The sequence below is a fragment of the Mycobacterium ahvazicum genome, from assembly GCF_900176255.2.
GTDB lineage: Bacteria > Actinomycetota > Actinomycetes > Mycobacteriales > Mycobacteriaceae > Mycobacterium > Mycobacterium ahvazicum.
On the sequence record NZ_FXEG02000003.1, the window covers coordinates 1,406,889 to 1,425,358 of the forward strand.

Consider the following 18,470-nt stretch of genomic DNA (forward strand, 5'->3'; position numbering starts at 1 on the left):
TTGAACAACAGCCCCGTGACTCTAAGTCAGCAGCCCGAAGCCCGCAAAACACGCGACTCAGCGCCTCTACACTGGGAGGTCCGACGATTTCGTTCCGCGACGGGATGCCTGTTAAAGTCGCAACGCGGTCGTGGTCGACCAAGCGCCGTTAGCTCAGTTGGTAGAGCAGCTGACTCTTAATCAGCGGGTCCGGGGTTCGAAACCCTGACGGCGCACTTCAAGTCTCGTATCGGCGTCACACCGGCTCCGGATCGGAGCCGGCCGCGGCGTGGACCGCGACTCCATTGCTACTCCTGGGTGGTAGGCCAGTGAGACCACCGGCGCCGTAACTGCTTTGGGGAGCCTACCTGCCAAGTCATCGTGACGATGGCGATCTCCGCGACCGCCGGACAGGCACATGTGGACTTGCCGGCCCGGGAAAGGTGTGTTCCAACCTGTGGTTGCTCGGAGTAGTTTTTTCTCGGTGCCTGGCGCACGATTGGCACCCCTGGTCAACGAGCTGCGTCGAAGGAGCCTCCATGGGGTTCATCCAGCCAAACCTGCCCGTCGTCGACGTTCCCGAATGGAGCAAGCTGCCCCGCGCCGAGCGGATCATCCCGATGCAGCGCCACGTCGCCGAGAACGGTTTCGGCACTCCGCTGATCATGCATGTGATGTACGGCGTGAAGATCGCGCTCTACATCCTCGGCGGCTGGTTCTTCGGATGGTGCACCACGGGCATCGGCGGCTTCGGCGAGGTCAGTACGTGGTGGTCGGAGCCGATCGTGTTCCAGAAGGCCGTGCTGTTCACCATGCTGTTCGAAGTCGTCGGTCTGGGTTGTTGTTTCGGGCCGCTGGCCGGGCGTTACTTCCCGCCGATGGGGTCGATCCTCTACTGGCTGCGGCCCGGCACCATCCGGTTGCCCCCCTGGCCGACGCGAGTGCCGCTCACCAAAGGCATCGACCGGACCCCGGTCGACGCGACGCTCTACGGCGCGTTGCTGGTATTGCTGGGGATGGCACTGGTGTCCGACGGTTCCGGCCCAATTCCGGCTCTGGGCACGGCAATTGGTGTGCTGCCGCGGTGGCACACCATCGCGATCCTCGCGGTGTTGGCCGCAATCAGCCTGCGCGACAAGGTGATCTTCCTGGCTGCCCGCGCCGAGGTGTACGGGCCGCTTGCGCTGGCGTTCCTGTTCGTCGGGGCCGACATCGTCATCGGAGCCAAGCTCGTCTTCATGGTGATCTGGTTAGGCGCAGCCACCTCGAAACTCACCAGACACTTCCCGTTTGTGATCTCGACGATGCTGGCCAACAACCCGTTCCTGCCCTCGGGCGTGCTCAAACGCTCGCTGTTCAAGCACTATCCGGACGACCTGAGGCCCAGCGCGTTGTCGGGTTTCATCGCGCACTTCTCAACGGCGATCGAGGGTTTGGTGCCTCTGGCGCTGCTCTTCTCTCATGGCGGCTGGCCGACCGCGATCGCCGCATTCGTGATGATCGTGTTTCACCTGAACATCCTGCTGGCGTTTCCGATGGGGGTACCGCTCGAGTGGAACGTGTTCATGATCTTCGGGGTGCTGTGGCTGTTCGTGGCCCACGCACAAATCGGTCTGTCGGACCTGACCAGCCCGTGGCCCGTCGTGCTGTTCGCGGTCATCACGACGGTCGTCGTGGTGGGAAACCTCTTCCCCCGCAAGGTTTCCTTCCTGCCCGGCATGCGCTACTACGCCGGCAACTGGGACACCACCGTGTGGTGCGTCAAGCCCGCGGTGGACGACAAGTTCCGCACCGGCTCCCGTGCGCTGGGTCCGATGCAGCACCTGCAACTCGAGCGGCTGTACGGCAGCAAGGAGGAGACGCTGATCCCCTTGCACCTGGCGCTGGCGTTCCGCGGGATGAACACCCACGGGCGGGCACTGCTGACGCTGGTGCACCGCGCGCTGGCCGGCTACGACGAGGACGACTACAACCTGTGCGAGGGCGAGGTGCTGTGCTCGATGGTGCTCGGGTGGAACTTCGGCGACGGCCATATGCACAACGAGTGCCTGATCGAGGCGCTACAGCAGCGCTGCGGCTTCGAGCCCGGCGACGTGCGGGTGGTGATTCTGGACGCACAGCCGATCCAGCGACAGCGGCAGGAATACCGGTTGGTCGATGCGGCGACGGGAGAATTCGAGCGAGGCTACATCGACGTCGACGACATGGTCACCACCCAGCCGTGGGCCGACGACCTGCCGGTGCACGTGCAGCACAGCGCGGCATCCGACACCGCCTAGCGTGGCGACGACAACAGCCGTCGCGCACCGAGATCCAGCACGTATCCGATCAAGCCGATGACCACGATCACCGCGACCACCTGGCCGTAGGCCAGCTGGTCGCGGGCGTTGAGGATCTGGTAGCCCAGACCCGAACGCACACCCAGCATTTCGGCCGGCACCAGCACCACCCACGCGATGCCCAGCGCTACCCGGAAGCCCGTTTGCAGATGGCCCCGGATGGCGGGCAACACCACAACCGTCAGCCGCTCGGTTCGGGTCGCCCCGAAGGATTTGGCCACCTGCAGATACCCCGGGTCCACGGCGTGCACGCCGGCTGCGGTGTTGATCAGGATCGGCCACACCGCGGCCGCGGCAATCAGGAAAATGACCGGCTGGTTGCCGATTCCGAAGATTGCCACCGATATTGGCGCCCAGGACAGCGGCGAGATCATCCGCAGAAACTGCACGACCGGACGCGTAGCGCGGTCGGCGACGTCGTTGAGCCCGATCAGCAATCCGGCGGGAAGTCCGATGACGGCGGCCACCAGCAATCCGACCAGCAGGCGCCACAGGCTGACCCCGGCGTCGGACAGCAGCACGCCGCGGTTGTAGAGCTCGGCCAGCGACGTGGCCACCCGGCCGGGTGTGGTCTGGTGCAACAGCGATTGCGGGCCGGCCAGCACGGCAGTGCCCAGCCACCAAATGCCCACCGCCACCGCGATCGCCAGCACCGGCGGCCACCAACGCCGTAGCGGCGACCACCCGGGCGTTGTCTCGGGCGCGGACAACGCGGCTTCACCCGATGAGTCGACGGAGCGGATCTCTTCGGTGGTCATAGCGGCTGCACCTGTTCGACGCGGGTCAGATCAGTTGGGAGACCAAAGCTTTGCGGGCCGCCGTGGGCGGTCAGCGCGGTTCGCACGAAGCTGTCGTCGACAAGCTGAGCATGGGCGGTGGCGGGATCCAGCCGGTTGAGAAATTGCCGGTCGCCGTCGACCACGGTGTCGTGCATGGCCTCGACCAGCCGCCGCGTGAAACTCGGGAACGGGAACGGCTGGAAACCCAACCGCTGCGGCTGCCAGTCCGGATGGGCGAAATGGTAGTCCTGGGCGCGGTACGTCAGTGCGGTCTTGATGGCCGGTATCGGCTGGGGCAGATAGGCCCCGGTCGACAGCGCAGTGGCCGCAGCGGGCCGGTCGGCGTTAATACGTTGCTGCGCAAGCACAATCGAGTTGACCAGTGACGCCGCCGCCTGCGGCCGGTTGTCGATCAGATCCTGGTGGGCCAGCACCACGCAGCAGGCGTGATCGCGCCACACGTCACCGAGGAATGTGTGGATTCGCCCGATCTTGCGCACCTGGGCCATAGCGTTGAACGGGTCGGCCACCACGTAGCCCCCGATCGATCGGTTGGCCAAGGCCGGCACCATGTCTGACGGGCTCATCACGATCAGCTCGACGGTCCGGGCACTGCGCGAGGCACTTCGGCGCACCACCGGCACCAGGTCGTGGGCGCGCAGCAGCTCTTGCAGGATGATGTTGTGGATCGACCACCAAAACGGGATCGCCACTTGCGTTCCGGCCAGCTGCCCGACTTCGGTGATGTTCGGTGCGACGGTCAACGCCGAGCCGTTGGTGTGGTTCCAGCTCAGCACGCGCACCGCGCTGCCCAGCAAGAAGCGCAGCTGCAACGCGGTCGGCATCAGCATGTGCACGGCATCGACCTGGCGGGTGACGAACGCCTCGGCCAGCGACGCCCAGCTGCGGAACAGCACCGGCTTGGCCGCACTGACCACACCCGGCTGATAGAGCCCGGCGGCGTGCGCGATCAGCAGCGGCGCGGCGTCGGTGATGGGCAGGTAACCAATCCGCAGTTGACCGCTGGTGTTGGTCCGGTCGACGGCCGCGGCACGGGCGAGATCAACCAATCCGGCCACGCCCCCCGCCGCGGCCAGGCCGACCGTCCCGGCCAGCAGCGAGCGCCGGGAGAGCAGCGCAGGGCTCATCAGTCGGTCACCCGGTAATGGCTCAGGATCTCTTCTCGGAGTTCCTCGTTGCCGCTGTCCGGCCGCCATTCCCGGCGGATCCGCCCGTCCGCACCGAGCAGCACGATGCGGCTGGCCAACTGCAGCGCCTCGTCGACGTCATGGGTGACCAGGACGACGGTGATGCCCAATTCGGCGGCGAGGTCGGCCAACCAGGTCTGCAAGTCGCCGCGGATGGCGGGGTCCAGGGCACTGAACGGCTCGTCCAGCAGCAACAGCCGCGGCCGGGTGGCAACGGCCCGGATGATCGACACTCGCTGAGCCTGTCCGCCGGAGAGCTGGTCAGGGTATTGATGCGCCACCCGCTGCAGGTCGAAACGTCTTAGCAGTTCGCGGGCGTACTCGGGTTCAAACGACTTGCGGTTGGCGGCGAATCGTCCGGCGAACACCACGTTTTCGCCGGCCGTCAGCCACGGCATCAGCAGGGGCTGCTGAAATACGACCCCGGTGTGCGGGCGCGTTACCCCGTTGCCCGAAGACCATTCGACGATTCCCGATGTGAGCGTCTCCAGGCCGGCGATCACCCGGAGCAAGGTGGACTTGCCGCTGCCGCTTCGTCCCAGGATCGCGAGAAAATCGCCGTCGTCGATGGTCAGGTCGATACTGGCAAGTGCATGGCTGTCGGACCCAAAACGCTTGTGGCCGTCTACTATTCGCACCGTGCCAGTCGCCACCGTGATCGTCCTTTCGCCAGCCCGACGCTGCCATAGGCAGGCCGCGCTGTCCACGCGACGGGTTGTGGTGTCGCCCACGGCAACCAAGGGTCGCGCGGTTACCCAAAGGCAGGATCGAGCGTTGAAAGGTACTGTTACGCAGGTGCTTTCCGGCTAAGGACGTGACGTTGCGCCACGATAAGGATCGCCCGCCCTACCCAATCGGATCCCGCTGATCGCAATCAACGGCCGCGGTGGCCTCAGCCGCGGTCAGCGATTCCTGACCCGGCGTACCACCACGATGACGACCAGCGCCCCGACGCCCGCCAGTGAAGCGGCAACCGCGGGCTTGGTGACGAATCCGATCACCCGGATCTTGAGGTCGTCGGCCAGGCGGCGAGGGTTGGCACGCTCGGCGAGTGAGTCGACGGTCGCCGCGAGCTGGTCGCGGGCGAGGTCGATCTCCTGCTTGATGGCTTCGGGGTCCCGGTCGGCCACGGTCCTGTCCTCCAAGTCCTCGTCGGCGTGGTGCACCTGAGGAACTACCCTAGATCAGCTGGCCTTGACCCCAGCGCGCCGGGAACAGAAAGGACCCACGTTGACCGAGACCACGCGGCTGGCGCCGGGCGATAAAGCGCCCGCCTTCAGCCTGCCCGACGCCGACGGCAACAAAGTATCGCTGGCCGACTACAAGGGCCGCCGGGTCGTTGTGTACTTCTACCCGGCCGCTTCCACGCCGGGGTGCACCAAGCAGGCCTGCGACTTCCGCGACAGCCTGGCCGAGCTCAACGAGGCCGGCCTCGACGTCGTCGGGATCTCCCCCGACAAGCCGGAGAAGCTGGCCAAGTTCCGCGACGCCGAGGGGCTGACGTTCCCGCTGCTGTCCGATCCCGAGCGCAAGGTGCTGACGGCCTACGGCGCCTACGGCGAGAAGCAGATGTACGGCAAGACCGTCACCGGAGTCATCCGTTCGACGTTCGTCGTCGACGACAAGGGCAAGATCGCGATCGCGCAGTACAACGTCAAGGCCACCGGCCACGTCGCCAAGCTGCGTCGCGACCTGTCCGTCTAGCCGATGACGGCTGCCGCCGTGTGCTCGGTGATGGGCCGCGCGCATCCCTGGTCGTCGCAGACCCGCTGCAGCTTCTGCAGCGTCTCGTCGAGCCCCGGCCCCAGCCGCCTTCCGGGGGTGAAGGTGGCCGGCAGATGCTGCATGCCCTGAATCACGCCGATGGTCGGATAGTGCACGGTGCCCTCGGGGTCGCAGCGGTAGTCGGGCATCCGGTCGAGCACCGCCGTGAGCATCGACTTGAACACGACGCGCGCGACGTTGGAGCCGATGCAGCGGTGGATGCCGAGGCCGAAGCTGAAGTGCCGGTTGTTCTTACGGCCGAGGTCCAACCGATTCGGCTCCGGAAACACCGCGGGGTCGCGGTTGGCCATCGCCCAGGACAACCACAGGCGATCGCCCTCCTTGAAATGTGTGCCCGCTATTTCCAGATCGGCGGCGATCGTGCGACCGTCCCCCGGCGCGGGCGTGAAGTACCGCAGGAACTCCTCGGTCGCCGAGTCGAGCAGCGTTTCGGATTCTTCCCGGAGCAGTGCGCGCTGTTCGGGATTTTCGCCTAGCCATTCGAGCGCGTGCGCGGTCAGCGCGGTCGTTGTGTCGAACCCTCCGCCGATGATCAAGCCGAGCATTCCGAGCAGCTCGCTGTCGGGGGCGGGTTCACCGTCGATCTGAAGCCTTGCCAACGCATCCACCAGGCCGGGGCGCGGGTTCTCGCGGATCTCCAGGAGGTGGTTGAACAGGTCCATGCCCATCGCCATCGTCTGCTCCAAAACCCTTGGGGCGTCCGGGGAATCGGCGGGGGTGTAAACATTGGCGTGGGCCGGCTCGCAATAGAGCTGCCACTTCTTCAGCGGAACGCCCATCATCGCCAGGGTCAAGACGGCGGGCACGACGTTCGCGAGATCGTCGACGAAGTCGATCCGCCCTCCTTCGATTTTCTCGTCGATGCTCGCCCGCACGATCTCGTCGACAAACGGCTTCCAGCGCTTGACGGCCGCCGGCGACAGGTAGGGGTTGAGGATGCTGCGGTAGCGGGAGTGTTCGGGTTCGTCCATCTCCAGCATGCCGCCACGGACGCCGGTGCCCTGCGGGAGCGTCGGAATCGTGATGCCCTTATAGCCGGTGCCGTCGCCGGTCACGTCGTGGTCGTTGGACACGTGCGGGCATCGGGCGAGCTCGAAGACTTCCCGGCTGCCCGCGGCCACCCAATGCCCGTCATAGGTGTCCGTCCACGCCAGCGGGCAGGTGGCGTGCATCTCCTCGGTGATCGCGGTGAACCGCTCGCGGTACTCCGGGGTGTGGCGATCAAAGTGGTAACGGTGGGGCTTGCCGGCCTTCGCTGCCTTGCCGGTCCGGGTGTCTTCCGTAGTCACCGTGGCCTCTCCTGCGGACGAGTGGCTGCCTGTAGAAAGCAGTATGCGACGAGACGGTCCGTCTACAAAGCCATTCTGGATTTCGATTGGGATCGGTAGCCGCCGGCGATCGCCAGAATTTCGGTAATGGATCACCTGACGGACGGCGCAATTGACATCAAAGGGACTATCGATGAATACACCTCGGGCTTTCGGCCGGATCGTTGCGGGCGCGCTGATCTCTGGCGGTGTAGCCGTGGCCGGCCTGGGCCTGGCCGCACCTGCCCAGGCTGGGCCGTCTTATTGGCATTACTGCCCCGGTCAGAAATGGGGATACACCGTTCCGATACCGCCGGGATTCGACTTGAGTGTGTGCCACTGGTTCGCCGTCACCGTGACCAACGGCCCGTCCGGCCCGGTGTATCACTTCGAGGAGGCCAACCCGGCCGACGTACCACCGCCGGCACCCGGGTTCCCCTGGCCGTGAAATACCGCGACCCGGCGTAATCACACCAAAACCGAATTGCAGAGCGGAATATCGAGTCATGGCCCCGGAAGAAGACCCAGAGAAGCGAGACCCAGAGGAATACATACGCGACCTGGAGCGCGGCGCGGGGCAGCCGTCCGGGGGCGCTCCGCATTCGTCCGGAACGTCAAGCAGCGGCCGGGTAGTCCTCCGGTGGGTTGGGGACGTCGCGAGGCTGGCGAACACCCCCCGTGGTCGGGTGGTGTTGGTGGGCGCGTTCGCGGCGGTGTTCGCGATCGCGGCCCTCGTCAGCCATTACTCCGGCACCACCGTGCACGGAAATCTCACGATGATCAATGGCGGAGCTAAGGACACGATCGACTGCAACGGCGGAAACCTCAGGCTGGAAGGTGACAACAACACCTATACCGTCACCGGCCACTGTCGCAGGCTTGACGTCTCCGGAAGCGCGAATCACGTCACCGTCGACAGCGCCGACATCATCAGTGCTTTCGGCGACGACAACGCGATCACTTACCGTTCCGGGTCCCCAACGATCAACAAGACGGGTAACAACAACATCGTGTCTTGGCGCCAAGACGGGTGACGTCTATACCGTGCGCTTGGCGTGAATGCCCGACCTAGGGCACAAGTCCCCTTGTGAATCACCGGCCACGGCTACAGACTCCGGCGACATGAGCGGTGATCATGGACGCGGGACCGATCCGCGCCCGCGGGGTGCACGTGGTGGTGGCAACGCAGAGCCACCGGCCCACCTCGGCGATCGAGGTCATCACCCCTTGGTCGGACAGCCGCACAGTGACGACGAGGGACCGATCGCCGACGCCGAACAGCGCGCCGAGCGATTGCGTTCCCACGAACACCAATTCGGCCAGCGCGGCGAACGATTCGACCGGCGCTCCCCGTTCGTCGTCGGATTGACCGCATCGGCCGGCGTGGCCGTGACCTACGGCGCGGTCCGCGTGCTCGGCGCGATGTCGTCGGTGTTGGTATTGATCGGCGTCGCGATGTTTTTCGCGCTCGGACTCGAGACCGCCGTGTCGTGGCTGGTCAACCGCAAGGTGCCGCGCTGGGCGGCGGTGGCCGTCGTGGTGACCCTGGTGTTCGCCCTGATTGCCGGGACCTTGGCCGCCACTATTCCCCCGCTCGTGCAGGAGGCACGCCAGCTCGCCGAGCAACTGCCGCATTACCTGCAGCACGCCCACGACCGTTCGTCGCTGATCGGCCGGATCGACGAGCGCGTCCACCTGCAGCAGCGCATCACCGAGCTGGCCAACGGGTCCGGCCGCTTCACCGTCGCGGGGATCGTGCACACCGGGTCGCAGGTGTTCGGGGTCGTGTCCCACGTCGGCATCGTGGCCATGCTCACCGTCTACTTCCTGGCCGATATGCGTCGCATCCGCACCGGCTTCTACCGGCTGATGCCCAACTCCCGGCGTCCGCGCGCGATCCTGATCGGCGACGCGGTGGTGGCCAAGTTCGGCGCATATCTCTTCGGGAACGTGCTGACGTCGATCATCGCGGGGTTCGCGACGTTCGTGTGGTGTCTGCTTCTCGATGTCCCCTACGCGGTCCTGCTGGGCGTGGTCGTGGCCATCTTGGACCTCTTCCCCTACGGCTCAACGGTCGGCGGATTCATCGTCACCGCGGTGGCGCTCAGCGTCTCCATCCCGGTCGCCATCGCGACGGTCGCCTTCTACATGGGCTTCCGGCTTGGTGAGGATTACCTGTTGACCCCCAAAATCATCGGCCGCGCCGTGCGCGTGCCGGCCGGCGTCACCGTGGTCGCCGTGCTGCTGGGCGCGGCGTGGTTGGGCGTCGTGGGAGCGCTGGTGGCGATCCCGCTCGCAGCGGCCCTGCAGCTGCTGGCTCGGGAACTGCTCTTTCCCATCCTGGACGATGCGTGAGGGTGCCGAAAGCTGTTGCGACGACGGTCAATGCGCCGCCGCGTCCGACAGATCCAGGGCGATGTCGACCAGCATGTCCTCCTGGCCGCCGACCATGCCGCGACGCCCGGCCTCGACGAGCAGCGCGCGTGCGTCCACCCCGAACCGCTCGGCCGCGGCCTCCGCATGGCGCAGGAAGCTGGAGTACACCCCGGCATAGCCGAGGGTGAGCGTCTCGCGATCGACGCGCACGGGACGCTGCTGAAGGGGGCGGACCAGGTCGTCGGCGGCATCCTCGAGGGCGTTGAGATCGCAGCCGTGCTGCCAATTCATCCGGGTCGCGGCCGCGATGAAGACCTCCAGCGGGGCGTTGCCCGCACCGGCGCCCATGCCGGCCAGCGACGCGTCGACGCGGCGGCACCCATGCTCGACGGCCACCATGGAATTCGCCACGCCGAGCGACAGGTTGTGGTGAGCGTGGATACCGACTTCGGTTTCCGCGCAGAGCCTTTGGCGCACCGCGTCGACGCGCTCGGCGACGTCGCGCATGGTCATGGCGCCGCCGGAGTCGACGACGTACACGCAGCCGGCGCCGTAGCTCTCCATCAGCGCGGCCTGCTCGGCCAGCGCCTGCGGAGTGGTCAGGTGGCTCATCATCAAGAAGCCGACGGTGTCCATGCCCAGGTCGCGGGCGGCCGAGATGTGGTGTGCCGAAATGTCGGCCTCGGTGCAGTGGGTGGCAACCCGCACCACGCCGGCGCCCGCCCGGTGTGCCGCGGCGAGGTCCCGGATGGTGCCGATTCCCGGCAGTACCAGCGTCGCGACCTTGGCGCGGTGCACCACGGCGGCGACCGCCTCGATCCACTCCAGATCCGTGTGTGCACCAAACCCGTAGACACAGCTGGACCCGCCGAGCCCGTCGCCGTGGGCGACCTCGATCGAGTCCACCCCCGCGGCGTCGAGCGCCGCAGCGATGTCGGCGGCCTGTCGCAGCGTGTATTGGTGGCGCACCGCGTGCATTCCGTCACGCAGGGTGACGTCACTGATGTAGAGCTGCTCGGTCGTATTCATGGTCACACACCCGCCTTTGCCATCGTTTGTGCCGCAATGCTTTTCGCGGTGGCCAGCGCCGCGGAGGTCATGATGTCGAGGTTTCCGGCATAGGCGGGCAGATAGTCGGCAGCGCCGGTCACCTGGAGCAGGCTGGTGATCCTGGTGCCGATGAACTTTCCGGTCTCGGGAATGGAGAGCGGGTTGTCGGGACCGAAGGTCTCGAACTGCACCGGCTGCTTGAGTCGGTAGCCGGGCACGTAGCGCTGGACCCGCTCGATCATCGCGGCGATGGACGCCTCGATGGCGACCTGGTCGCAATCACCCTCGACCAGGCAGTACACGGTGTTGCGCATCAGGATCGGCGGATCGGCCGGGTTGAGGACGATGACCGCTTTGCCCCGCTGGGCGCCGCCGACCACTTGCAATGCGGTGGCGGTGGTCTCGGTGAACTCGTCGATGTTCGCGCGGGTACCGGGCCCGGCCGACCGTGACGAGATCGACGACACGATCTCGGCGTAGGACACTGGTGCCACCTGGTTCACCGCGGCGACGATCGGCACCGTCGCCTGCCCGCCGCACGTCACCATGTTGAGGTTCGGTGAATCGATGTGGTCTTCGAGATTGACCACCGGAACACAGAACGGGCCGACGGCCGCCGGGGTGAGGTCGAGCACGCGTACCCCATTGTGGCGCAACGCCTCCCAGTGCCTGAGGTGAGCCTCGGCGGACGTGGCGTCGAAGACCAACCGAATCTGGTCGAAGCCGGGAAGGGCGAGCAACCCGTCAACACCGTCGGAGGACGTCGGCACGCCAAGTTGTTTCGCCCGCGCCAGTCCTTCCGAGGCCGGGTCGATGCCGATCATCGCCGCCATGCTCAGCGGTCCGTCGCTGCGCAGGATCTTGAGCATGAGGTCGGTGCCGATGTTGCCCGAACCGATGATCGCCACGGGAAATGCCGGACTGGCCATGGGGTTTCCTTTCGGTCTACGCGAAACTGAGGCCGACGGTGCCGAGGCCGATGATCGTCGCCGATGCCCGATCGCCGGCGTGCACGAACGCGGCGGTGGTGTAGGAGCCGGACATCACGAATTGCCCCGCCTCGATCGCGGTTCCGTACTCCGACAGGGCGTTGGCCAGCCACGCGACGGCCACGGCCGGGTCCCCCATCACGGCGGTGCCCTGCCCGGTTTCGACGAGCGCATCGTTGAGGTACAGCGCCGCGGTGGTGTCGGGCAGCCGCGGCGCGTCCGAGATCGGCACCCAGCTGCCCAGCACCACCGCGCCCGAGCTGGCGTTGTCGGCGACGGTGTCCGCCAGGCTGATCCGCCAATCGGCGATGCGGCTGTCGACAACTTCCAGCGCCGCGGCCACCGCTTCGGTGGCCGCCAGCACCTCGCCGGCCGTCACCCCCGGACCGCGCAACGGCGCCCGCAGCAGGAATGCCACCTCGGGCTCCACCCGCGGTGCGCAGAAATCACCCCTGGGCACCGTCGTCCCATCGGCCACCATCATCGTGTCCAGGACGTAGCCGAAGTCGGGCTCATTGACGCCCAGCAGGCTTTGCATGGGGGCCGAGGTCAGCCCGATCTTGTGGCCGCGCAGCCGCGCACCCGCACCGACGTGACGAGCCAGATTACACCGCTGAACCGAATAGGCCTGAGCCACATCAAAATTGGGGTACGACTCGGTCAGCGGCGGAATCGGGTCACCGCTCACCTGTGCGGCGTACAACCGCTGGGCCGCCGCCTCCAGCTGCGGGTCCGCAGCAAACACATCGGTCATCTGAGGTCCCCGGATCCCAACAGCTGAGTCGCCGACTCGAAGACCAGGCGGGCGTGCAGTTCGAACAGCTTGAGCAGATCCACCGAGTCGCCGCCGATCTCCTTGGCGATAAACAGCCCGTCGGCACCGGCGATCGCGTAAGTGGTCAGCAGTCGCACGCTCTCCTCGTCGAGTTCGGGCGCGACGTCGCGCACCATCGTCTCGAACCGGGCAAACGCCCGGTCGCGCACTTCGAGAAACATCGCGCGGGCGCGCGGCTCGATCGGGCGCCGCTCCAGCGCGAGCATCAGTCCCAGGCGGATGAAGTCGGGCGCATCCAACAGCGCCTTGGCCACCTGCGTCCCGAGTTCGACCACCCGCGCCCGGACCATGGCGCCGCCCGGGAGGTCCAGCGCGGCGAGCCACCGGCCGAAACTGCGCTCGATGACCGCGGCTATCAGATCGTCCTTGTCGGCGAAGTGCCAGTAGATGGACGTCGGGGGCAGGCCGCTTTTCTTGCTGACCAGCGAGATCGTCGTGCCCTCGTAGCCGCGTTCGGTGGCGACCTCGGTCGCCGCATCGAGGATGCGCTCGCGCGACTGCTCCCCGTTGCTGCGGGTGCGTCTGCGGGCGCGCGGTTCGGCTGCGCCGGGGCCTTCCGTCACGGTGCCTCCTCGGGGGTGTTGACGGTCACGCTACAAAAGCTTACTGTATGGATCGCTACATTAACAATCGGCGAAGAGGGTCGACATGGCTGACCAAAAAACCTATGACGTGGCGATCGTCGGCTACGGACCGGTGGGCTGCACCGCGGCGAACCTGTTAGGCCAACTGGGTCTCAATGTCGTGGTGGTGGAACGCGACCCCGACATCTATGCCCGTGCGCGGGCCATCTCGACCGACGAGGAAGTTGTCCGCATCTGGCAACAGATCGGGCTCGCCGATCGCCTCAACGCCGACATGCAACCCGGCTCCGGGGCAGCGTTCGTCGACGCCAACGGAGTGCCGTTCGTCAGGCTGCTGCCCGTCTCGCGGGGCAACGGCCACCCGCCGCAGCAGTTCATCTATCAACCCGCGCTGGAGAAGGTGCTGCGCGATGGGGTCGACCGCTTCCCCAACGTGTCCGTCCTGCTCAACCACGAATGCCTGCGGCTCATCCCGCAGGAAGACGGCGTCGAATTGCTGCTGGCCGACCTCTCGGTTGACGGGTTCCGCCGCGTGCGGGCCTCCTACGTGATCGCCGCCGACGGCGGGTCAAGCGCCACCCGTGCCCAGCTGGGTGTCGGGTTCAGCGGCCGGACCTATGCCGAGCGCTGGATCGTCATCGACACCAAAGTGCTCCGGGAATGGCCCGGCCACGACCGGCTTCGCTTCCACTGCAATCCCGATCGGCCCACCGTCGACTGCCCCACCCCGCTGGGACACCACCGCTGGGAGTTCCCGGTACGCGACGAGGAAGACGAACGCGATCTGCTGTCGGAGGAGGCGATCTGGAAGGTGTTGAGCCGCCAGGGAATATCGCCGGAGAACGTGCAGATCCTCGGCTTCGCTTGCTACAGCCACCATGTCCGCTTCGCCGACCGGTGGCGAGCGGGCCGGATCTTTCTGGCCGGAGACGCGGCGCACGCGATGCCCCCGTGGATCGGCCAAGGTATGTGCGCGGGCGTGCGCGATGTGGCGAACCTGTGCTGGAAGCTGGGGGCGGTGCTGCACGGGTCGCTGCCGGAGTCCGTTCTCGACACCTACCAGGCCGAGCGCCTACCCCATGTGAAAGAGGTGACCAACCGCGCGGTCAAGACCGGCAACCTCATCATCCAGCGCAATCGGTTCCGGGCGGCGATGCGCAATCACGTGCTCCGCACCGCCAGCAGGGTGCCGTATTTCACCACCTGGTTGCGCGATCACCGCTGGCTGCCCGACGCGCGCTATCACGACGGTTTGTTGGCGCGCAACGGAAACGGGGCGGTCGGCTGGCTCATCCCACAACCGTGCGTCCTCGATGAAAAGGGCGACAACGTGCGCCTCGATGACATGCTCGGCGGCCGCTGGACCGTACTGCACACCGGGCGCGCGGCCCAATGGCTGGACTGGCGGGCGGCGGACGTACCCGTCCTGCAGGTCGCCCCGCCCGGAACCGCTCCTCGCGCGGACTGCGTCGTCGACACTGACGGGTCGCTGATCGCCTGGCTCGGCAAGAAGGGCGCCTCGGTGGTGGCCGTTCGGCCCGACGGTTTCATCTACGCGGGCGCCAGTGACCGCCAACCTCTGCCCCCGCCGCCGGCCGGCCTCAAACCTTAAGGAACACAATGAGTATCGGCACCATCACCGAACACACCGTACGCGTCAACGGCAAAGAGATCTTCGTCGCCGAGAGCGGCACCGGCCCTGCCGTCGTCCTGCTGCACGGGGGCGGCCCGGGCGCGTCGGGCATGTCGAACTACGCCCGCAACGTCGACGCCCTCGCCGCGCAGTTCCGCGTGCTGGTTCCGGACATGCCGGGTTACGGCCGCTCCAGCAAGGGCGTCGACCGGCGAGATCCGTTCGGATACCTCGCCGTTCATATCCGCGGCATGCTCGACGAGCTCGGCATCAAACGCGCGCATCTGGTCGGCAATTCCTACGGCGGTGCGTGCGCGCTGCGGCTGGCGCTGGACACCCCGGACCGCGTCGACAAGCTCGTGCTGATGGGTCCGGGTGGCGTCGGAACCACCCGCGGACTGCCCAGCGCCGGTCTGAAAAATTTGCTGGGTTACTACGGCGGCGACGGACCAAGCCTGCAGAAGCTGCGCACGTTCATTCGCTCCTACCTGGTCTATGACGCGGATGCGGTGCCCGACGCGCTGATCGAGTCCCGTTACCAGGCGTCGATCGATCCCGAGGTCGTTGCCAACCCGCCCCTGCAGCGCCCGTCCGGTTTGCGCACCCTGTGGCGGATGGACTTCACCCGCGACCGCAGACTCGGCAGCCTCTCGACGCCGACGCTGATCGTCTGGGGACGCGACGACAAGGTCAACAAACCCAGTGGCGCCGCGATGCTGGCCGACCGGATGCCCAACGCCGACGTCCTACTCGCAGCGCGCACCGGGCACTGGGTGCAGTGGGAGCGCGCCGCACTGTTCAACGCGGTCACCACCGCCTTTCTGAAGGGCTAACACTCAATATGTCTGCCACACAATCATCTTCGGTGTTCGGCAACGTGCATCTGGGTTATGTCGTGATCGAGACCAACAAGGTCAGCGACTGGAAACGCTTCGGCCGCGACGCGATCGGCATGCACCTCGACGAGCTGGCCCCCGACACCGTCCGATTCCGCCTCGACGACAACGAATGTCGCGTGCTGCTACGACGGGGGCCGGCCGAGGATGTCGTCGCGCTGGGCTGGCAGCTCGACGGCCACTCGACGTTCGACGAGATCGGCCGTCGCATCGCCGACCACGGGGTGCCCAGCGTCGAGGGCACCGAAGAAGAAGAGAAGCTGCGCGGTGTCGAGCGCTTCCTGCGGTTCCCTGGTCCGAACGGACTCGCACAGGAGATCTACACCACCGCCCGTACCGCGCCGCTGTCCCTGGACATACCGGGGAACGGATTCGTCACCGGCGCAGGCGGAATGGGCCACGTGGCCCTCACGACCAAGAAGCCACACCAAGTACGCGGCTACTACAACCACGTGTTCGACGCGCGGCTTTCGGACTACATCGACGAAACGATCAGCGGAATGAAGTTCAAGATCCGATTCCTCCGGGTCAACGAACGACACCATTCCGTGGCAATCGCGGCGGTAAACGCTTTGCCGCTCAACCCGATTCGCACCCGAGTCCAGCACGTCAACATCCAGGTCGCCACACTCGACGACATGGTCGCTTCCTATCGGCGCGTCAAGGAACTGGGCTTCGGCATCGCGCTGTCGGTCGGCCAGCACACCAACGACAAGGAGCTGTCCTACTACGCGGTGACGCCGTCGGGATTCGAGTGGGAGGTCGGTTGGAACCCGATCGTCGTCGACGAGTCCACCTGGAACCCCACCACGCACCAGGGCATCAGCATCTGGGGGCACCAGCCGGAAGGGCAAACCGTCATCGCCAAACTCAACCAATTCGCGGTCGCCGCGCGCTCGGTGCTGCAACGGGAAGACACCGTCGCGGCGCTCAGCGCACCGGGGATCGCCGACGACTAACAGTGGCGTCGAGCTAAGCCAGATTCGCCAACAGCAGGGCCTCGGCGATGGCCGCGCGTTCCAGCACGCCCAAGTGCAGGCTCTCGTTGATGCTATGAGCCTGCGTCGCTGGGTCTTCCACCCCGGTCACCAGGATTTTCGCCTGTGGGAAAGCCTCGGCGAACTCGGCGATGAACGGGATCGAGCCGCCCATGCCCATGTCGATCGCGTCGACACCCCACGCCTGCCGGAACGCTGCTCGCGCCGCGTCGTAGACGCTGCCGCTGGCATCGATGGCGTACGGCTCACCGATGTCGCCGCGGGTGACGCTGAGCTGGGCGCCCCACGGGGTGTGCTGTTGCAGGTGCGCGATCAACGCGTCCAGATGTGCGGCCGCGTCGCCGCCGGGGGCGACCCGCATGCTGATCTTGGCGCGCGCCCGCGGGATCAGCGTGTTCGACGCCTTGTCGATCGGCGTGGTGTCGATGCCGATCACGCTGATCGCGGGCTTGGCCCATAGCCGCTGCGGCGCCGAACCCGAGCCGATCTCGGAAACCCCCTCCAGCAGACCGGAGTCGGCGCGCACCCGCTCGGGCGGGTAATCCACCGCTGCGGCGGTGCTTTCGTGCAAGCCCGCGACGGCCACGTTTCCGTCGTCGTCGTGCAGGCTGGCCAGCAGTCGGACCAGCACGCTCAGCGCGTCGGGCACCACGCCGCCCCAAATACCCGAGTGCAGGCCGTGGTCGAGGGTCGCGACCTCGACCACGCAGTCGACCAGGCCGCGGAGCGTGACTGTCAGCGCCGGGGTTTCGGTGCTCCAGTTGTCCGAGTCGGCGATGACGATCACGTCGGCGGCCAACGCGTCCTTGTGCGCGGCGAGCAGGCGCCCCAACGACGGCGAGCCGGATTCCTCTTCGCCTTCGACGAAGACCGTCACGCCGACCGGCGGTTGACCGCCGTGCGCCCGGAATGCGGCCAAATGCGTTGCGATACCGGCCTTGTCGTCGGCGCTGCCGCGCCCATACAACCGTCCGTCGCGCTCGGTGGGCTCGAACGGTGGCGACGCCCACTGGTCGCGGTCGCCCTCGGGCTGCACGTCGTGGTGGGCGTACAGCAGCACGGTAGGCGCGCCGACGGGTGCGGGATGCTGGGCGATGACGGCCGGGGCGCCGCCCTCGCTGACGATGCGCACGTCGCCAAAACCGGCCTGGGACAACAGATCCGCCACTGCCTGCGCGCTGCGATGCACCTCGTCGCGACGGCCCGGATCGGCCCATACCGATTCGATCCGGACCAGGTCCTCGAGATCGCGGCGCACCGACGGTAGGACGTCACGGACGCGCTCAACCAGATCGCTCATGGTTTCGAGGCTAGTCACTGCGTTTCGAGAATCGCGACCGCGGCCGCGGTATCCCCTTCGTGAGTCAGCGACACATGGATCGTGACGTCGGCCAGATGCGTGGCGATGTCTCCGGTCAACCGCACCCGCGGCCGTCCCCACATGTCGGTGACGACTTCGATGTCGCGGTGGATGTCCTCGCGCAGGATCGGCCGCTGGGAGAACCGCGAACCGGACCACGCCTTGATCACGGCTTCCTTCGCGGCCCATCGTGCCGCCAGGTGACGCGCCGCCGACGAACTCTTGTCGGAGGCGTCGCGACGCTCACCCGGCGTAAATGTCTCGGAGAACACCGTTCCCGGTTGGTCAACCTGGTCGGCGAAATCCGGAATGGAGACGAGATCGATCCCCACACCGACAATGCCCATGGCTG

The 18,470-nt window shown here is 66.6% G+C and carries 19 protein-coding genes and 1 tRNA gene; 9 read left to right on the forward strand and 11 right to left on the reverse strand.

The genetic code is table 11. The features are described from left to right. The first annotated feature begins 142 nt into the window (after positions 1–142). Positions 143–215, forward strand: a tRNA-Lys gene (locus tag MAAFP003_RS19195). A gap of 303 nt (positions 216–518) precedes the next feature. Next, positions 519–2,258: a DUF3556 domain-containing protein gene (locus MAAFP003_RS19200; protein WP_096289416.1), complete on the forward strand. Its 1,740-nt coding sequence runs from the start codon at positions 519–521 to the stop codon at positions 2,256–2,258. On the opposite strand, the gene MAAFP003_RS19205 is transcribed toward MAAFP003_RS19200, so the two are convergent. The 4 genes from MAAFP003_RS19205 to MAAFP003_RS19220 form a co-directional block, all read right to left on the reverse strand. Continuing rightward, a complete protein-coding gene (locus MAAFP003_RS19205) occupies positions 2,255–3,076 on the reverse strand; it encodes an ABC transporter permease (RefSeq protein WP_096289417.1) in 822 nt (273 codons plus the stop codon). The genes MAAFP003_RS19200 and MAAFP003_RS19205 overlap by 4 nt on opposite strands. Further along, on the reverse strand, positions 3,073–4,245 hold the full coding sequence (locus tag MAAFP003_RS19210) for an ABC transporter substrate-binding protein (protein WP_096289418.1): 1,173 nt from the start codon (positions 4,243–4,245) through the stop codon (positions 3,073–3,075). The genes MAAFP003_RS19205 and MAAFP003_RS19210 overlap by 4 nt, the downstream gene beginning before the upstream one ends. After that, entirely contained in the window at positions 4,245–4,958 is a 714-nt protein-coding gene (locus MAAFP003_RS19215; protein WP_096289419.1) for an ABC transporter ATP-binding protein, read from the reverse strand. Before MAAFP003_RS19215 ends, MAAFP003_RS19210 begins: the two co-directional genes overlap by 1 nt. Before the next feature lie 249 nt (positions 4,959–5,207). Next, positions 5,208–5,435 carry a DUF3618 domain-containing protein gene (locus MAAFP003_RS19220; RefSeq protein WP_096291277.1) on the reverse strand — a complete coding sequence of 76 codons (228 nt, stop codon included), beginning with the start codon at positions 5,433–5,435 and terminating at the stop codon, positions 5,208–5,210. A 100-nt stretch (positions 5,436–5,535) separates the two neighbouring features. On the opposite strand from MAAFP003_RS19220, the gene bcp reads away from it, so the two are divergent. Next, a complete protein-coding gene (gene bcp, locus MAAFP003_RS19225) occupies positions 5,536–6,009 on the forward strand; it encodes a thioredoxin-dependent thiol peroxidase (protein WP_096289420.1) in 474 nt (157 codons plus the stop codon). Here the strand turns inward: bcp and MAAFP003_RS19230 are convergent. Then, positions 6,006–7,379, reverse strand: a complete 1,374-nt coding sequence (locus MAAFP003_RS19230; protein WP_096289421.1) for a cytochrome P450 — start codon at positions 7,377–7,379, stop codon at positions 6,006–6,008. The genes bcp and MAAFP003_RS19230 overlap by 4 nt on opposite strands. Positions 7,380–7,551: 172 nt before the next feature. Between MAAFP003_RS19230 and MAAFP003_RS19235 the strand changes: the two genes are divergently transcribed. From MAAFP003_RS19235 to MAAFP003_RS19245, 3 genes are all read left to right on the forward strand, one after another. Next, a complete protein-coding gene (locus tag MAAFP003_RS19235) occupies positions 7,552–7,845 on the forward strand; it encodes a hypothetical protein (RefSeq protein WP_096289422.1) in 294 nt (97 codons plus the stop codon). Between the two features lie 247 nt (positions 7,846–8,092). Beyond that, positions 8,093–8,431, forward strand: a complete 339-nt coding sequence (locus MAAFP003_RS29240; RefSeq protein WP_165796440.1) for a DUF3060 domain-containing protein — start codon at positions 8,093–8,095, stop codon at positions 8,429–8,431. A gap of 88 nt (positions 8,432–8,519) precedes the next feature. Beyond that, entirely contained in the window at positions 8,520–9,752 is a 1,233-nt protein-coding gene (locus tag MAAFP003_RS19245; protein ID WP_096289424.1) for an AI-2E family transporter, read from the forward strand. A 27-nt stretch (positions 9,753–9,779) separates the two neighbouring features. On the opposite strand, the gene dmpG is transcribed toward MAAFP003_RS19245, so the two are convergent. From dmpG to MAAFP003_RS19265, 4 genes are read right to left on the reverse strand one after another with little or no spacing between them, the layout of a single operon-like run. Further along, positions 9,780–10,802 (reverse strand): 4-hydroxy-2-oxovalerate aldolase, encoded by a 1,023-nt coding sequence (gene dmpG, locus MAAFP003_RS19250; protein WP_096289425.1) that lies wholly within the window; start codon positions 10,800–10,802, stop codon positions 9,780–9,782. Between the two features lie 2 nt (positions 10,803–10,804). Then, positions 10,805–11,752, reverse strand: a complete 948-nt coding sequence (locus MAAFP003_RS19255; protein WP_165796441.1) for an acetaldehyde dehydrogenase (acetylating) — start codon at positions 11,750–11,752, stop codon at positions 10,805–10,807. 16 nt (positions 11,753–11,768) lie between these two features. Beyond that, positions 11,769–12,566: a 2-keto-4-pentenoate hydratase gene (locus tag MAAFP003_RS19260; RefSeq protein ID WP_096289426.1), complete on the reverse strand. Its 798-nt coding sequence runs from the start codon at positions 12,564–12,566 to the stop codon at positions 11,769–11,771. After that, entirely contained in the window at positions 12,563–13,210 is a 648-nt protein-coding gene (locus MAAFP003_RS19265) for a TetR/AcrR family transcriptional regulator (RefSeq protein ID WP_096289427.1), read from the reverse strand. The genes MAAFP003_RS19260 and MAAFP003_RS19265 overlap by 4 nt, the downstream gene beginning before the upstream one ends. Before the next feature lie 85 nt (positions 13,211–13,295). Between MAAFP003_RS19265 and MAAFP003_RS19270 the strand changes: the two genes are divergently transcribed. The 3 genes from MAAFP003_RS19270 to MAAFP003_RS19280 are packed head-to-tail and all read left to right on the forward strand — an operon-like array spanning position 13,296 to position 16,719. After that, the gene (locus tag MAAFP003_RS19270) at positions 13,296–14,843 is read left to right on the forward strand and encodes a bifunctional 3-(3-hydroxy-phenyl)propionate/3-hydroxycinnamic acid hydroxylase (RefSeq protein ID WP_096289428.1); all 1,548 of its coding nucleotides are present in this window, start codon (positions 13,296–13,298) and stop codon (positions 14,841–14,843) included. A gap of 8 nt (positions 14,844–14,851) precedes the next feature. Beyond that, positions 14,852–15,697: an alpha/beta fold hydrolase gene (locus MAAFP003_RS19275; protein ID WP_096289429.1), complete on the forward strand. Its 846-nt coding sequence runs from the start codon at positions 14,852–14,854 to the stop codon at positions 15,695–15,697. Positions 15,698–15,705: 8 nt separating this feature from the next. After that, a complete protein-coding gene (locus MAAFP003_RS19280; RefSeq protein ID WP_096289430.1) occupies positions 15,706–16,719 on the forward strand; it encodes a VOC family protein in 1,014 nt (337 codons plus the stop codon). Positions 16,720–16,732: 13 nt separating this feature from the next. On the opposite strand, the gene MAAFP003_RS19285 is transcribed toward MAAFP003_RS19280, so the two are convergent. Both MAAFP003_RS19285 and acpS read right to left on the reverse strand, forming a co-directional pair. Next, a complete protein-coding gene (locus MAAFP003_RS19285) occupies positions 16,733–18,058 on the reverse strand; it encodes a dipeptidase (protein WP_096289431.1) in 1,326 nt (441 codons plus the stop codon). A gap of 14 nt (positions 18,059–18,072) precedes the next feature. Further along, the gene (gene acpS, locus MAAFP003_RS19290; RefSeq protein WP_096289432.1) at positions 18,073–18,465 is read right to left on the reverse strand and encodes a holo-ACP synthase AcpS; all 393 of its coding nucleotides are present in this window, start codon (positions 18,463–18,465) and stop codon (positions 18,073–18,075) included. Positions 18,466–18,470 lie beyond the last annotated feature (5 nt).

Coding starts and splice junctions, on each gene's coding strand:
- MAAFP003_RS19200 (WP_096289416.1), top strand. CDS start 519: ATGGGGTTCATCCAGCCAAACCTGCCCGTCGTCGACGTTCCCGAATGG.
- MAAFP003_RS19205 (WP_096289417.1), bottom strand. CDS start 3,076: ATGACCACCGAAGAGATCCGCTCCGTCGACTCATCGGGTGAAGCCGCG.
- MAAFP003_RS19210 (WP_096289418.1), bottom strand. CDS start 4,245: ATGAGCCCTGCGCTGCTCTCCCGGCGCTCGCTGCTGGCCGGGACGGTC.
- MAAFP003_RS19235 (WP_096289422.1), top strand. CDS start 7,552: ATGAATACACCTCGGGCTTTCGGCCGGATCGTTGCGGGCGCGCTGATC.
- MAAFP003_RS19245 (WP_096289424.1), top strand. CDS start 8,520: ATGAGCGGTGATCATGGACGCGGGACCGATCCGCGCCCGCGGGGTGCA.
- dmpG (WP_096289425.1), bottom strand. CDS start 10,802: ATGAATACGACCGAGCAGCTCTACATCAGTGACGTCACCCTGCGTGAC.
- MAAFP003_RS19255 (WP_165796441.1), bottom strand. CDS start 11,752: ATGGCCAGTCCGGCATTTCCCGTGGCGATCATCGGTTCGGGCAACATC.
- MAAFP003_RS19260 (WP_096289426.1), bottom strand. CDS start 12,566: ATGACCGATGTGTTTGCTGCGGACCCGCAGCTGGAGGCGGCGGCCCAG.
- MAAFP003_RS19270 (WP_096289428.1), top strand. CDS start 13,296: ATGGCTGACCAAAAAACCTATGACGTGGCGATCGTCGGCTACGGACCG.
- MAAFP003_RS19275 (WP_096289429.1), top strand. CDS start 14,852: ATGAGTATCGGCACCATCACCGAACACACCGTACGCGTCAACGGCAAA.
- MAAFP003_RS19280 (WP_096289430.1), top strand. CDS start 15,706: ATGTCTGCCACACAATCATCTTCGGTGTTCGGCAACGTGCATCTGGGT.
- MAAFP003_RS19285 (WP_096289431.1), bottom strand. CDS start 18,058: ATGAGCGATCTGGTTGAGCGCGTCCGTGACGTCCTACCGTCGGTGCGC.
- acpS (WP_096289432.1), bottom strand. CDS start 18,465: ATGGGCATTGTCGGTGTGGGGATCGATCTCGTCTCCATTCCGGATTTC.